At 62.8% G+C, this 15077-nt stretch carries 10 protein-coding genes; 8 read left to right on the top strand and 2 right to left on the bottom strand.

Annotation, left to right across the window (positions count from 1 at the left end; genetic code table 11):
- Window positions 1-38 precede the first annotated feature (38 nt).
- Entirely contained in the window at window positions 39-1829 is a 1791-nt protein-coding gene (gene sppA / locus FHS48_RS12060) for a signal peptide peptidase SppA (protein ID WP_184263802.1), read from the top strand.
- A 94-nt stretch (window positions 1830-1923) separates the two neighbouring features.
- Here the strand turns inward: sppA and FHS48_RS12055 are convergent, their stop codons facing one another.
- The gene (locus tag FHS48_RS12055; RefSeq protein ID WP_184263801.1) at window positions 1924-2439 is read right to left on the bottom strand and encodes a SixA phosphatase family protein; all 516 of its coding nucleotides are present in this window, start codon (window positions 2437-2439) and stop codon (window positions 1924-1926) included.
- Between the two features lie 406 nt (window positions 2440-2845).
- Between FHS48_RS12055 and FHS48_RS12050 the strand changes: the two genes are divergently transcribed.
- Both FHS48_RS12050 and FHS48_RS12045 read left to right on the top strand, forming a co-directional pair.
- Window positions 2846-4993 (top strand): RNA degradosome polyphosphate kinase, encoded by a 2148-nt coding sequence (locus FHS48_RS12050; RefSeq protein ID WP_184263837.1) that lies wholly within the window; start codon window positions 2846-2848, stop codon window positions 4991-4993.
- A gap of 161 nt (window positions 4994-5154) precedes the next feature.
- Window positions 5155-6642 (top strand): Ppx/GppA family phosphatase, encoded by a 1488-nt coding sequence (locus FHS48_RS12045; RefSeq protein WP_184263800.1) that lies wholly within the window; start codon window positions 5155-5157, stop codon window positions 6640-6642.
- Window positions 6643-6795: 153 nt separating this feature from the next.
- Here FHS48_RS12045 and rnd read toward each other — a convergent pair whose 3' ends face one another.
- A complete protein-coding gene (gene rnd, locus FHS48_RS12040) occupies window positions 6796-7968 on the bottom strand; it encodes a ribonuclease D (RefSeq protein WP_184263799.1) in 1173 nt (390 codons plus the stop codon).
- Between the two features lie 624 nt (window positions 7969-8592).
- Here rnd and FHS48_RS12035 point away from each other — a divergent pair.
- The 5 genes from FHS48_RS12035 (at window position 8593) to aspS (ending at window position 14815) form a co-directional block, all read left to right on the top strand.
- On the top strand, window positions 8593-9618 hold the full coding sequence (locus FHS48_RS12035; protein ID WP_184263798.1) for an amino acid ABC transporter substrate-binding protein: 1026 nt from the start codon (window positions 8593-8595) through the stop codon (window positions 9616-9618).
- A gap of 79 nt (window positions 9619-9697) precedes the next feature.
- Window positions 9698-10879: an amino acid ABC transporter permease gene (locus FHS48_RS12030; protein WP_184263797.1), complete on the top strand. Its 1182-nt coding sequence runs from the start codon at window positions 9698-9700 to the stop codon at window positions 10877-10879.
- A gap of 2 nt (window positions 10880-10881) precedes the next feature.
- On the top strand, window positions 10882-12024 hold the full coding sequence (locus FHS48_RS12025; RefSeq protein WP_184263796.1) for an amino acid ABC transporter permease: 1143 nt from the start codon (window positions 10882-10884) through the stop codon (window positions 12022-12024).
- Entirely contained in the window at window positions 12021-12800 is a 780-nt protein-coding gene (locus FHS48_RS12020) for an amino acid ABC transporter ATP-binding protein (protein WP_184263795.1), read from the top strand. The genes FHS48_RS12025 and FHS48_RS12020 overlap by 4 nt, the downstream gene beginning before the upstream one ends.
- Before the next feature lie 221 nt (window positions 12801-13021).
- Window positions 13022-14815 (top strand): aspartate--tRNA ligase, encoded by a 1794-nt coding sequence (gene aspS, locus FHS48_RS12015; RefSeq protein WP_184263794.1) that lies wholly within the window; start codon window positions 13022-13024, stop codon window positions 14813-14815.
- Window positions 14816-15077: the final 262 nt, after the last annotated feature.

Genomic DNA, 15077 nt, shown 5'->3' with positions numbered 1-15077 from the left:
GTACGCCCTCTCTGACCGCACAGCGGAGACGCTTTGTTATGCGCCTGTTTGGCAAAATCCTTCTCGCCTTTCTCGCCGTCCTCGGCGCACTGGCCCTGACCGGGGCGGTGGTGGCGTGGAAGGCCGTGTCCTCCTTCGGACCGTCACACCCCGATGTGCCGGACGCCACCGTTCTGGTGGTGGACTTCACCACCCCGTTCCGGGATGGCGGGCATGGCAACGGCGGCGGCCTGTTTCCGGCGCAGCCGACCCTGCGCGGCGTGATTGACGCCCTGGATGCCGCGGCAGAGGATGACAGCATCAAGGCGGTGATCGGGCGTTTTGGCTCCGATGACCGGCCGATGGCGCAGGCGCAGGAACTGCGGGCTGCCATTGCCCGCCTGCGGGCCGCCGGAAAGCCGACCTATGCCTTCGCCGATTCCCTCGGCGACATGGGCGGCAGCCCGGCCACGTATTACCTTGCCTCGGCCTTTGAGAAAATCTGGCTGCAACCCTCCGGCATGCTCGGCCTGAACGGGTTTCAGGCCGAGGTTCCGTTTGCCCACAAGGCCCTGACCGACCTTGGCATCACCGCCGAGTTCGGGCAGCGCTGGGAATACAAGAATGCCATGGACAGCCTGATCCGCGACGACATGAGTGCGCCGCAGCGGGCTTCCTACGACCGGCTGTTCCAGTCGTGGCAGATGCAGGTGATCGAGACCGTCGCCGCCGACCGCAGGATCGACAAGGCTAAGGTCAACAGCCTGATGCAACACCCGCCGATGTTTGCCGCCGAGGCAAAAACCGCCGGTCTGGTTGATGCCACCGGATACTGGGACGAGCTGATGACCGCGGTCGAGGACGCCACCGGCACCCGGTCGCATTTCCGGCTGGACGATTACGCCGCCAGCCTGCCGGAACCCGGCGAGCCGCATGGCACCGTCATTGCCGTGATCGAGGCTCAGGGCAATGTCCACCGGGGCACCAGCGAAGTGGACGGCAGCGGCCTGTATTCCTCCATCGGGTCCGACACCACCGCCGAAGCGATCCGCAATGCCATTGATGACCCCAAGGTCAAGGCCATCGTGCTGCGGATCAACAGCCCCGGCGGGGATTACATCGCCGCCGACGGCATCTGGCGCGAGCTGATGCGCGCCCGAGACAAGCGCCTGCCGGTGATTGCCACCCTTGGCGACGTTGCCGCCTCCGGCGGGTATTTCATTGCCATGCCAGCCCGGAAGATTGTTGCCCAGCCGGGCACCATCACCGGCTCCATCGGCGTCTTCGCCGGAAAACCGGTGTTGACCGACCTGTGGGCGAAGCTGGGCATCCGCTGGGATACGGTGCAGACCAGCCCCAACGCCACCCTGTGGAGCCCCAACCGTCCCTTCACCCCGGCAGAACGCCAGTGGTTTGACCGCATGCTGGACTCGATTTATGCCGACTTCAGCGGCAAGGCCGCCGCCAACCGGGGGCTGACCGCCGCCCAGATGGATCAGGTCGCCCGGGGCCGGATCTGGACCGGGGCGGATGCCAAGGCGATCGGGCTGGTCGATGAGCTCGGCGATTTCTCCACCGCCGTGCGGATCGCCCGCAGTGAAGCCGGAATCGCCGACGACGCCGACGTGTCGCTGGTGCCATATCCGGCCCCGCCGCATGGCCTTGAAGCCGTGCTACAGGCCCTGCTGGGCAGCAAGCTGCCGGGCCTGTTCTCGTCCCTGTCCCGGCTGCAAGCCGTGCTCGGCCCCGTGCTCGGTCTGGCGGAACAGGTCAGCACCGCCATTGATCCGCGTGGCAACACCGTACTGGCCACCGGCCTGCCGGGTGTGGGCACCGCGCCCCGCCACTGACGGAAACCACCTGCTTCATCAGACAGCAGAAAGAGGGGGACGGTGCGCTGTCCCCCTCTTTCTTTTGTGATTTTGCCTGTTTTGGCTTACCTGCTTACGCCAGATCACGCGGCCGCATGAAGTGGGCCAGACGCCCGCAGCCGGTCGCCAGATCCCGCCAGCTTCCGATATCCAGATCCAGCTCGGCATAGGCCGCTGTCGGGAACTTATCCTCCAGCGCCTTCCGCGCCGCCGTCACCGCCTGCCCTTCCGTCAGCATCAGGATCAGATCCTGTAGGGCCGGATTATGACCGACCACCAGCACGGTCTTCAGGCCATCATCCAGCAGGCGCAACCGGTCAAACAGGCTATCGGGATTGAAGGTATAGACCTGCCGTTCAAACAGCACCGGCACCCCATCCAGCACCGGGGCCAGAAACCCGAGGGTGTCGCGGGTGCGGCGGGCGGTGGAGCAGAGAATCAGCCCCGGCTGGACTGCGCGCCCTTTCAGGTGATCGGCCATCAGCGGCGCCGCCCGCTCCCCCCGGACCGACAGCGGACGGTCATGGTCATCCAGCTCCGGATCATCCCATTCAGATTTGGCATGACGCATCAGATACAGCTGCTTCATCGGGCCGGGCTCCTGCGCTGGCGGCATAAAACTGTTGGTCCGCACCCGGATGGCGGGACCGGTGGAATGAATTCCCCTGCCCGCCGTAAGTGTTCCCTGTGGACGGGCCGGGGCAGGCGTAGTTTATTGATAGAGCCGTGCCGGTGCGACCCCGCGTTGAACTGACACGGAAATTTCATGATTTCCCGACCGTGGTTTGCGGCATCACCTCTTACGCGGAGCAGGTTCAATGACCGACACCCCTTCGACCCGATCCCCCCGGCAGTCCGGCACCAAGCCCGGGCCCCGGTCCCGGACCCACTCCGGGCGCGCCGCCGCCCGGACCAAGGCCGGTGCCGCCCCCGGGACCGCGAAGGCTGTCACCGGCGAATCTCTTTCCGCACCCACGACTCAGCAGGATGCCGACATGACCGTTGCCGCCCCCTCCGCCGCCCAGCCGATCACCGCGACCAGCCCGGAACGCTTCATCAACCGGGAACAGTCATGGCTGGCGTTCAACACCCGCGTGCTGGAAGAGTCGGAAAACCGCCGCCACCCGCTGCTGGAACGGCTGCGTTTTCTGTCAATCTCGGCCTCCAACCTCGACGAATTCTACATGGTGCGCGTCGCCGGGCTGAAGGGGCAGGTCCATGCCGGGGTAACCAGCCGCAGCCATGACGGCCTGACCCCGGCCCAGCAGCTGGACGCCATCAACAAACAGGCCCGTAACCTGATTGAACATCAGAGCCGGGTCTGGAACGAGCTGTGCAAGGAACTGGATGCCAACGGCATCCACGTCGTCGCCGTCAGCCAGCTGACCGATCAGGATAAGGCATGGCTGGAACGCCATTTCATGGACCTGATCTTCCCGGTGCTGACCCCGCTGGCGATTGACCCGGCCCACCCGTTCCCCTTCATTCCCAATCTGGCCCATGCGCTGATCCTGCACCTGACCCGCCGCACCGATCAGGAACTGTTGCAGGCGCTGGTGCCGCTGCCGCCGGGGCTGGACCGCTTCATCCGCCTGCCGGGCGATGACCTGCGCTTCCTCCAGCTGGAAGAATGCGTCAAGCTGTTCCTTGACCACCTGTTCCCCGGCTTTGATGTGGTCAAGACCGGTCATTTCCGCGTCATCCGCGATTCCGAAATGGAAATCGACGAAGAGGCGCAGGATCTGGTGCAGTCGTTTGAAAGCGCGCTGAAGCGCCGCCGCCGTGGCCACTGCATCCGCCTGACCCTGAATGCCGACATGCCCGATGACCTGTTCAAGATCATCTGCGATGAAATGCATGTCGCCCCGGAAGACGTGTTCCGCATCGAAGGGCTGATCGGCATGGCCGACACCCGCAAGCTGATCACCGACGAACGCCCGGATCTTCAGTTCGTGCCGTTCAATATCCGCTTCCCGGAACGGATCCGCGATTTCGGCGGCGACTGCTTCGCCGCGATCCGTCAGAAGGATATCATCGTCCATCACCCCTACGAATCCTTCGACGTGGTGGTGCAGTTCCTGCGGCAGGCCGCCCGCGACCCGCAGGTGATGTCAATCAAGCAGACCCTGTACCGCACCTCCAAGGGCAGCCCGATCGTCGCCGCCCTGATCGAGGCGGCGGAAAACGGCAAATCCGTCACCGCCATGGTGGAACTGAAGGCCCGCTTTGACGAAGAGGCCAACATTCAGTGGGCCCGCGATCTGGAACGCGCCGGGGTTAACGTGGTCTATGGCTTCATCGACCTGAAAACCCATGCCAAAATCAGCCTCGTTACCCGGCGGGAAGGGGCGGAGCTGCGCTCTTATGTCCACTTTGGCACCGGCAACTACCACCCGATCACCGCCAAGATCTACACCGATCTCAGCTTCTTCTCGGCCGACCGCCAGCTGTGTCTGGATGCGCTGAAGGCCTTCAACTTCATGACCGGTTATGCCAAGCCGGAACACATGGACAAACTGGCGATTGCCCCGCTCGGCCTGCGCGACCGCCTGCTCGGCCTGATTGACGACGAAATCGCCAACGCCAAGGCCGGGAAACCGGCGGCAATCTGGGCGAAGATGAATTCGCTGGTCGATGAGGTGGTGATCGACAAGCTGTATGTCGCCTCCTGTGCCGGGGTACAGGTGGATCTGGTGATCCGGGGCATCTGCTGCCTGCGCCCGGGGGTGCCGGGCCTGAGCGAGAACATCCGCGTCAAATCGATGATCGGCCGCTTCCTTGAACATTCCCGCATTATCGTGTTCGGCAACGGTGGCAAGCTGCCGGGACGTCAGGCCAAGATCTACATGTCCTCCGCCGACTGGATGCCGCGCAACCTGATTCACCGGGTGGAGCATCTGGTGCCGATCGAAAACCCGACCGTGCATGCGCAGGTTCTGGACCAGATCATGGTCGCCAACCTGAAGGACGAAGCGCAGAGCTGGTACCTGCAACCCGATGGCACCTTCAGACGGGTTGAATGTGACGACCGCGCCTTTTCCGCCCACGTCTACTTCATGACCAATCCGTCGCTGTCGGGCCGGGGCAGCGCCCTCCAGCATCAGATAAAGAAGGTGCCGAAACTGGCCTACCTGCGCGACTGACCGGAACACCCCTGCGGACGGAGCCGGAAACCGGACCGTCCGCAGACTTTTCACAGTGATTCCAACCCCGGTCGGCTTCTGCTGGCGGGGGCGGGGCAAAATCTGCTAAGACTTTTGCCTCATTCGCTTTCTGTTGCTGACAGCCGGAGTTTTCCCTCGGCATGACCCTCGTTTCCCCCAACCACCGCAAACCCATTGGCGTTCTCGACATCGGGTCCAATACCGTCCGCCTCGTGGTCTATGACGGCCTGCACCGGACTCCGCTGGCCCTGTTCAACGAGAAAGCCACCTGTGCGCTGGGGGCCGGGCTGGAAAGCACCGGACGCCTGAACCCCGACGGGGTCCCGATGGCGCTGGCCGCCATTGAACGTTTCGTTCATCTGGCCCGCGCCATGAAGGTGGAACGGCTGGATGTGCTGGCCACCGCCGCCTGCCGCGATGCCGAGGACGGCCCGGCTTTCCTTCAGGAAGTGGAACGCCGCAGCGGAATCCGCATTGATCTGCTGACCGGTGAGGAAGAAGCCCGCCGCGCCGCTTTTGGCGTGCTGTGTTCGATGCCGGATGCCGACGGTATTGTCTGCGACCTCGGCGGCGGCTCGCTGGAGCTGGTGATGGTCTCCGGCATGAACATCGGCCGCTTCACCACTGTTCCGCTGGGGGTGCTCCGCCTTCAGGAAAATTCCCACGGCCTGCGCCAGCGGGCGCAGGACATGATGGAAGACCGCCTGAAATCGGTCGACTTCCTGCCGGAAGCCAAAGGGCGGCACCTGTATGCCGTCGGTGGGTCGTGGCGCACTCTGGCACAGGCGATCATCGCCCAGCTTGATTACCCGATTCATGTGCTGGACAACTTCACCCTGCCCTATGCGCAGGCCCTGAAGCTGATCGGCCAGATCAGCCGCCAGCCGGCGCGCAGTCTGGAAAAGATGAAAGGCGTCTCCCGCCGCCGCGCGCCACAGCTGCCGCTGGCCGCCCAGCTTCTGGAAGTGCTGCTGCGGAAAGCCCAGCCGGAGTCTCTGGTGTTCTCCGTTTACGGGATGCGGGAAGGCCAGTTTTATCTGTCGCTGCCCGACACCATGCGGGACGGCGATCCGCTGCTGTCCGCCGCCACCGAATGGGCCCGCGCCGCCGGGCGCTTCCCCGAGCACGGGCGGGAACTGATGGAATGGATGAGCCCGCTGTTCCCGGATGAAACCCCGCACCTTGCCCGCCTGCGCAGCGCCGCCTGCCTGCTGGGCGATATCTTCTGGGATGAGCACCCGGATTACCGGGCCGAGCAGGCATTCCTGAAGGTGCTGCGGCTGCCGTTCATGGGTCTCAGCCACACCGACCGGGCCGGTCTGGCTCTGGCGGTCTACCACCGCTACAGTGCCGAGGAAGACCTGCCCTTAGTGACCAAAGCGGCGGCCCTGCTGACCCCGGACCGCACCCGCCGGGTGCGCACCATCGGCGCGGCCCTGCGCCTTGGCCACACCATCAGCGGCGGCGCGCCCGGCCTGCTGGCCCGCACCCGGCTGGAGCGTGGGGAGACCACCCTGATGCTCGGCCTGCCCGCCGGAGATCCGATTTATTACCCGGAGCTGTTCAGCAAGCGCTTTGAGCGGCTGGCGGCGGAGCTGGGACTGACCCCGAAGATCATCACGGTGTGACCGCCGCCCCACCCGGGCAGGTCCTTCCGGTGCGCAGGTCACAGCCTCGACCCGCGCCCGGAAGCAGCCCTGAAGATACCAAAACAATCGGGCCGCTCCCTTCCTGTGGGAGCGGCCCGATTGTTTTGGGACCACAGTCTCAGAGCAAACGGCTCAGTCCTCGATCTCCACCGCCTCAACCCGCTTGCCGTCCTTGGACAGGCAGAGAGCCAGACGGCCATGCTTCAGGGCAATGGCGTCATCGCCGAAAATTTCGCGCCGCCAGCCCTTCATCGCCATCACATCGGCGTCATCGTCCATGGCGATCGCTTCCAGATCCTCACTGGAGGCCACCAGCTTCTGCGCCACATCGTGCTCTTCGCAGCGCATTTTCAGCAGGACCTTCAGCAGATCGCAGATCGGGCCGACACCCGGCGGGATCTCTTTGCGGTCAGGCGGGTCCGGCAGATCTTCCATCGGCATCAGCTTGCCACGGGCCACAGCATCGAGAATCGCCGCGCCCATCCGGCCTTCGGCCTGCCCCTTGGAGAACCCACGGGTCCGTTCCAGCTGATCCGCCGTGGTCGGCGCATGCGCGGCAATTTCCAGCAGGGTCTCATCACGCAGCATCCGCTGCCGCGGAATATCCCGGGTCTGGGCCTCGACCTCACGCCACTCCGCCAGCGCCTTGACGATGCCAAGGAAGCGCGGAGTCTTGGTCCGGGTCTTGATCCGCCGCCAGGCCTCCAGCGGATCAACCCGGTAGTTGGCGGTATCAGTCAGAAAAGCCATCTCTTCCTGGAGCCATTCCGCCCGGGAGGTGCTTTCCAGACGGCGGGCCAGCTTTTCATACACCACCCGCAGATGGGTGACGTCCGACAGGGCATAGCGCACCTGCTGATCACTCAGCGGCCGGCGGGCCCAGTCGGTGAAGCGCATCGATTTGTCGATGTGGGCTTTGGCCAGCTTGTTGACCAGCGTTTCATAGCCGACCGAATCGCCGAATCCGCAGACCATCGCCGCCACCTGCGTATCAAACAGCGGGGCCGGGATCTCTCCCATCAGGTTATGGAAGATTTCCAGATCCTGCCGGGCGGCGTGGAAGACTTTCAACACCGAGCGGTCGCGCATCAGACCGTACAGAGGGGTCATATCCAACCCTTCTGCCAGTGGGTCAATACACACCGCTTCCTTCGGGCCGCCGATCTGGATCAGGCATACCTGCGGCCAGAACGTTTTTTCGCGCAGAAATTCGGTATCGACGGTGACGAACGGTACCCCCTTCTGCCGGTCGCAGAAGGCCTTCAGGGCATCGGTGTCAGTGATGAGGAGATCGGACAGAGTCATGTCGCTGATATACCGCGAGTAAAAGAGACGCGCAAGACACGCTGACAGGGCCAGCGGTCATCACGATACTTTATGTCTCCCGTTCTGCCGCCCCCGGTCAAGGACCATGGCGGTCAACACCCCGCCGGATGCCACCGGAACCGGAAAAACAGGCAAAAAGACGGCAATAAACAAACCCGGAAGCCACCGGAGGGTATGTCAACACCGCTGACCTATATGACAGACACGCAATATTCTGTCTTCGCATTGCCTCCGGCGCGATCCGAGGGTTTCCGCCGTCCCCAGACGATTCCACTGCCAAAACCTGACCGTTTGCTCAAATTCGCAGGTGCAACACAATCCATTTGGAAATTTTATTCCAAAAAATAATTCTAAATTCGCATAATAATCGAACATTGTAATTTTATTTCAAAAAATAATCTGCAATCGAGATTTCATAACGCCTCATCCCGGGTTAGTATCCTCTTCACCTACCCTGCGTAACCCGGTTGTATAGTTACCCTGAAGACGGTTAAACCGTTGCAGACGTAACAAAATAACCGACAGAGCCGGAGCAACCGGTGCAGGGCAGAGGGGAACCAAAAACGACCTTAATCACGTCCGTATAGCTCGGAGGCTAACCTAATGAAACGTTTCCTGCTGGCAGCGACCGCCGTCGCCACCGTCTCTCTCGCCGCCACTTCCGCTTTCGCGGGCCCGACCCTCGACGCGGTGAAGAAGCGCGGTGAACTGGTCTGCGGCGTTCACACCGGCCTGGCGGGCTTCTCCGCCCCCGATGACAAGGGCAACTGGAAAGGCCTCGACGTTGACGTCTGCCGTGCCGTTGCCGCCGCCGTGTTCGGCGATGACAAGAAGGTGAAGTTTGTCCCGCTGTCCGCCCAGCAGCGCCTGACCGCCCTGCAATCCGGCGAAGTGGACATCCTGTCCCGTAACACCACCTGGACCCTGACCCGCGACACCGCCAACGGCCTGAACTTCACCCCGCCGAACTACTATGACGGTCAGGGCTTTCTGGTCACCAAGAAGCTGGGCGTGAAGAGCGCCAAGGAACTGAACGGCGCCACCGTCTGCGTGCAGACCGGCACCACCACCGAACAGAACCTGGCTGACTACTTCCGCGCCAATAACATGAAGCTGAACGCGGTCACCATCGAAAAGCTGGAAGAAGTCAACGCCGCCTACGTCGCCGGCCGTTGCGATGCCTACACCTCCGACGCCTCCCAGCTGGCCTCGATCCGCGCCAATGACGTGCCGACCCCGGATGACCACATCATCCTGCCGGAAATCATCTCCAAGGAGCCGCTGGCCCCGTCCGTGCGCCATGGCGATGACCAGTGGTTCGACATCGTCAAGTGGACCCAGTACGCCATGGTCTCCGGTGAAGAATATGGCATCACCTCCGCCAACGTCGATGACGTGGCCAAGACCGCCACTGACCCGAACGTGAAGCGTCTTCTGGGCGTCACCCCGGGCATGGGCGCCGCCCTCGGCCTGGACGAAAAGTGGGGCTACAACGTCATTAAGCAGGTCGGTAACTACTCCGAAAGCTTCGAAGCCAACGTCGGTCCGAAGACCCCGCTCAAGCTCGAGCGCGGCCTGAACGCGCAGTGGAACAAGGGCGGCCTGATGTACGCCCCGCCGGTCCGCTAAACGTCACTCCTGATCATATGATCGCCGGTCCCGGACACTGTTCTGGACCGGCGGTTATGTTTATGAGGGAAAGTAAGACATGACCGAACCCAACAAAGGACGGTCTGGCGCGTCGTTCTTCAATGATGTCCGTGTCCGCGGCATCATTGCACAGATCGTGGTTCTCGGGTTGTTCGTGGGGCTGATCGGCTATCTGGTCAGCAATACCATCCATAACCTTGAAGTCCGCCAAATCGCCACCGGCCTTGGTTTCTTAAGCCGCGAAGCCGGCTTCGACGTTTCCGAAAGCGTCATTTCCTACACCCCCGCCGACACGTTCGGCCGCGTGATCATCGTCGGGCTGCTCAACACCCTGAAGGTTGCGGTCTTCGGTGTGGTGATCGCCACCGTCCTCGGCACTGTCATCGGGGTTTCCCGCCTGTCCTCCAACTGGCTGGTGGCCCGTCTGGCCACAGTCTATGTGGAAGGCCTGCGGAACATTCCGCTGCTGTTGCAGCTGTTCTTCTGGTACGCCCTGATCACGGTATCGCTGCCCAGCCCGCGTCAGGCGCATAAGTTTGCCGAAGGGTGGTTCCTGTCCAACCGCGGGTTCAAATTCCCGTGGCCGGTGTGGGAACACGGGCATACCCTGGGCGTGATCGGCCTGCTGGCCGCCGTTATCGCCATTTACCTGCTTGGCCGCCGCGCCAACCGGGTGCAGGCCGAAACCGGCAACCGCCCGAACGTGCTGATCCCCGGCCTTGCCGCCCTGATCGGCCTGCCGACGGTCGGGTGGCTGATCGGCGGGGCACCGACCGCGTTTGATGTCCCGGCCCTGACCGGCTTCAACTTCTCCGGCGGGGCGCTGATTTCTCCGGAATTTGCCGCGCTGCTGCTGGGCCTGAGCCTGTACACCTCCTCGTTCATCGCCGAAATCGTCCGCGGCGGCATCATCGCCGTGCCGTGGGGCCAGACCGAGGCGGCCGTTGCCCTGGGCCTGCGCCGTGGCCTTGTCGTCCGTCTGATCCTGCTGCCGCAGGCGCTGCGCGTCGTCATTCCGCCACTGACCAGCCAGTATCTCAACCTTGTGAAAAACTCCTCGCTTGCCGTGGCCATCGGTTACCCCGATCTGGTCGGCACCGCCAACACCACCATCAACCAGACCGGTCAGGCGGTTGAAGGTGTGGCGATGATCATGCTGGCGTACCTGACGGTCTCGCTGACCATCTCCGCCTTCATGAACTGGTATAACGGGCACATCTCGCTGCGGGGAGGCCGGTAAGTATGAGCACCGAATACAAACCCCATCCCGAAGACGCGCTGTCCCACGTCGAGGAACCGGCAACCGTCTATCCGGTCAATCCGCCGACCAAGTCGATGGATCTGCTCGGCTGGGCCAAGTCGAACCTGTTCGGCTCCGTGCCGAATACCATCCTGACCCTGCTGGCGCTGTTCCTGCTGGTCAAGATCCTGCCGCCGATTGTGGACTGGGCTTTCATCAGCTCCGTCTGGTCGTCCGCCACCCCCGATGCCTGCCGCGTTGACGGCGTCGGCGCCTGCTGGGCGGTGGTGCAGAACAAGTACCGCTTCATCCTGTTCGGCCTGTATCCTTACGAGGAACAGTGGCGTCCGGTCGTTTCCACCCTGCTGTACATCGTGGCCGTGGCCGTCAGCTGCAACCCGCGCTTCTGGTCGCGCCGGCTGCTGGGTCTGTGGGCCGTGGTCGTCATCGGCAGCGGCATCCTGATGTGGGGCGGCATTCTTGGCCTGCCGTATGTCGAGAATGAAAAGTGGGGCGGCCTGCCGCTGACCCTGATGCTCTCCGTGCTCGGCATTGCGCTGGCCTTCCCGCTCGGCATCCTTGCCGCGCTTGGCCGCCGCTCCAGCCTGCCGGTGATCCGCAGCGTCAGCGTGGTGTACATTGAACTGGTGCGTGGCGTTCCGCTGATCTCGGTGCTGTTCATGGCCTCGGTCATGATCCCGCTGTTCCTGCCGGAAGGCGTGACGATCAACAAGCTGCTGCGTGCCTTCATCGGTATCGTGCTGTTCACCGGTGCTTACATGGCCGAAGCCGTCCGTGGCGGCCTTCAGGCCCTGCCGCGCGGCCAGTACGAAGCCGCCGACGCCCTTGGTCTCGGCTACTGGCAGAAAACCCGTCTGATCATCCTGCCGCAGGCGATCCGTCTGGTTATTCCGCCGCTGGTGAACCAGTTCATTTCCATGTTCAAGGATACGTCCCTGGTGTTCATCGTCGGTCTGTTCGACCTGCTGAATACCGTGAAGACCGCCCTGACGGACCCGCTGTGGCGTCCGTTCTACGTGGAAGCCTATGTCTTCACCGCCCTGATCTACTTCCTCTTCTGCTACTTCATGGCGCGTTACAGCCAGTATCTTGAGCGCCACCTGAACACGGGAGTTCGCCGATGAGCGACCAAGCCTCTGCCAAGGTGCACAAGCCGGGCGATGAAGCCGTCATTAAGCTGACCAACGTCAACAAGTGGTACGGCAAGTTCCATGTGCTGAAAGACATCAACCTGACCATCCGCAAGGGTGAGCGCGTTGTCGTCTGCGGCCCGTCGGGCTCCGGCAAGTCCACCATGATCCGCTGCGTCAACCGCCTGGAAGAACATCAGGCCGGGTCGATCGTGGTGAACGGCACCGAACTGACCAACGACGTGAAGGCGATTGAAGCCATCCGCCGCGATGTCGGCATGGTGTTCCAGTCCTTCAACCTGTTCCCGCACCTGACCGTGCTGGAGAACCTGATCCTCGCCCCGACCTGGGTGAAGAAGGTTCCCCGCAAGGAAGCGATCGACACCGCCATGTACTACCTTGGCCGCGTGAAGATCCCCGATCAGGCCGGGAAGTACCCCGGGCAGCTGTCCGGCGGCCAGCAGCAGCGCGTGGCGATCGCCCGGGCGCTGTGCATGAAGCCCGACATCATGCTGTTCGACGAACCGACCTCCGCCCTTGATCCGGAAATGATCAAGGAAGTGCTGGACGTGATGACCGAGCTGGCGCAGGAAGGCATGACCATGGTCTGCGTCACCCACGAAATGGGCTTTGCCCGCTCCGTGGCCGATACCGTGGTGTTCATGGCTGATGGCTCGGTGGTGGAACGCAACACCCCCAACGAGCTGTTCAACAATCCGCAGGAAGAGCGGACCAAGAAGTTCCTCAGCCAGATCATTCAGCACCACTAAGGCGTTCCTGCCCGCCCCGCCGGCAGGCAGGCAGGCAACAGTCCTGATCACGGCACCGGAGAGCTTTTCTCCGGTGCCGTTTTCTTTTGCTCCGTCCGGGGCGGCATCCTTTCCATTCCCTCTCTTGACAACGCCCCCCGAACCGTGTGTTTTTCGGCGGTTCGGGCTGCGGCATTGCGGCCCTCCGCCCTTTTCATATCGGAACCGAAGAGGAATTCCTCATGCACGCTTACCGCACCCACACCTGTGGCGAACTCCGCAAGGAGCATGTGGGCCAGCAGGTGCGGCTGTCCGGCTGGGTTCACCGCAAGCGCGACCACGGGAACCTGCTGTTTGTCGATCTGCGCGACCACTACGGCCTGACCCAGTGCGTGACGGATGTGTCCTCCGATCAGTTCAAGATCCTGGAAGGCGTCCGCGTTGAAAGCGTGATCACCATCACCGGCGAAGTGGTTGCCCGCACCGGCGACACCGTCAACCCCAACCTGCCGAGCGGCGAAATCGAGTTGCGCGTGCGCGACGTGACGGTACAGTCGCGCGCCGACGTGCTGCCGTTGCAGGTTGCCGGGGTGCAGGATGCCGGGGAAGACACCCGTCTGCGTTACCGCTTCCTCGACCTGCGCCGCGACAAGGTGCATTCCAACATGATCCTGCGCTCGCAGGTCATTTCCACCCTGCGCAAGCGGATGCTGGATCAGGGCTTCACCGAATTCCAGACCCCGATCCTGACCGCCTCCAGCCCGGAAGGGGCGCGCGACTTCCTCGTGCCCAGCCGCCTGAACCCCGGCACCTTCTACGCGCTGCCGCAGGCGCCGCAGCAGTTCAAGCAGCTGCTGATGGTGGCGGGCTTTGACCGCTACTTCCAGATTGCCCCCTGCTTCCGCGATGAAGACAGCCGTGCCGACCGTTCGCCGGGTGAATTCTACCAGCTCGATTTTGAAATGAGCTTCGTGACGCAGGAAGATGTCTTCCAGACCATCGAGCCGGTTCTGCACGGCCTGTTCACCGACTTTGCCAATGGCAAGGCGGTGTCGCCGATGCCGTTCGTGCGCATTCCTTACGATGAGTCGATGCTGAAGTACGGCTCCGACAAGCCGGACCTGCGCAACCCGCTGATCATCGCCGATGTCACCGAAGCCTTCCGTGCCTCCGGGTTCGGCATCTTCGCCCGTGGTGTCGAGGCCGGTTCCGTCGTCCGCGCCATTCCGGCCCCGGGTGCCGCCGGTCGTCCGCGTGGCTGGTACGACAAGCTGAACGAATGGGCCCGCGAAGAGGGTCAGGGCGGTCTGGGCTACATCCAGTTTGCCGAAGACGGCCCGAAGGGCCCGATCGCCAAGAATCTGGAAGCCGACCGCGTGCAGGCCATCAAGGATGCCTGCGGCCTGAAGGACGGCGATTCCGTGATGTTCGTCTGCGACAAGGAACTGAAGGCGGCCAAGTTCGCCGGGAAGGTCCGCGAGCGCGTCTGCGACGATCTGGATCTGCGCGAGAAGGATATCTTCAAGTTCTGCTGGACTGTCGACTTCCCGATGTACGAGCTGAACGAAGACACCGGGCAGGTGGAATTCAGCCACAACCCGTTCTCCATGCCGCAGGGCGGGATGGACGCGCTGCTGAATCAGGATCCGCTGACCATCAAGGCCTATCAGTACGATATCGTCTGCAACGGTATTGAACTGTCGTCCGGTGCCATCCGGAACCATCTGCCGGAAATCATGTACAAGGCGTTCGAAATCGCCGGGTACGGGCCGGAAGTGGTGGAAGAGAAGTTCGGTGGCATGCTGAACGCCTTCAAGTTCGGCGCCCCGCCGCACGGTGGCGCTGCCCCGGGTATCGACCGCATGGTGATGCTGCTGGCCGACGAGCCGAACATCCGTGAAGTCATCCTGTTCCCGATGAACGGTCAGGCGCAGGACCTGATGATGGGCGCGCCGGGCCATGTCACCGACCGCCAGCTGAAAGAGCTGCACATTAAGCTCGATCTGCCGAAGAAGGTGGAAGTCAGCAAGGGCTGAGCCCTGCCCCTGACTCCAGTAACAGGAAACCGCCCGCCCTCGCGCGGGCGGTTTTTCTTTGTGCCGACCCTGCACGCCCCGGAAAGCCCTGCCCTTTCATCGCCTTATCCGAATGAAGCCACCCCTGCCGCCCGAAAACGGGGCTTTTTTGCCACAGTGTTACAGGAAACTGTTCCGCAATGCGGGATGGCGCTTCCCAAACGCCTTGATCTTCTTCATTTTAATTCCCAAATCCAGTCTGCTGATCCTGTGTTCTCGTTGG

Origin of the sequence: Novispirillum itersonii, assembly GCF_014205675.1 — a bacterium.
Taxonomy (GTDB): Bacteria; Pseudomonadota; Alphaproteobacteria; order Rhodospirillales; family Rhodospirillaceae; genus Novispirillum; species Novispirillum itersonii_A.
Note: the sequence above shows the minus strand (reverse complement) of the source record. Positions and strands in the feature narration are given on the sequence as shown.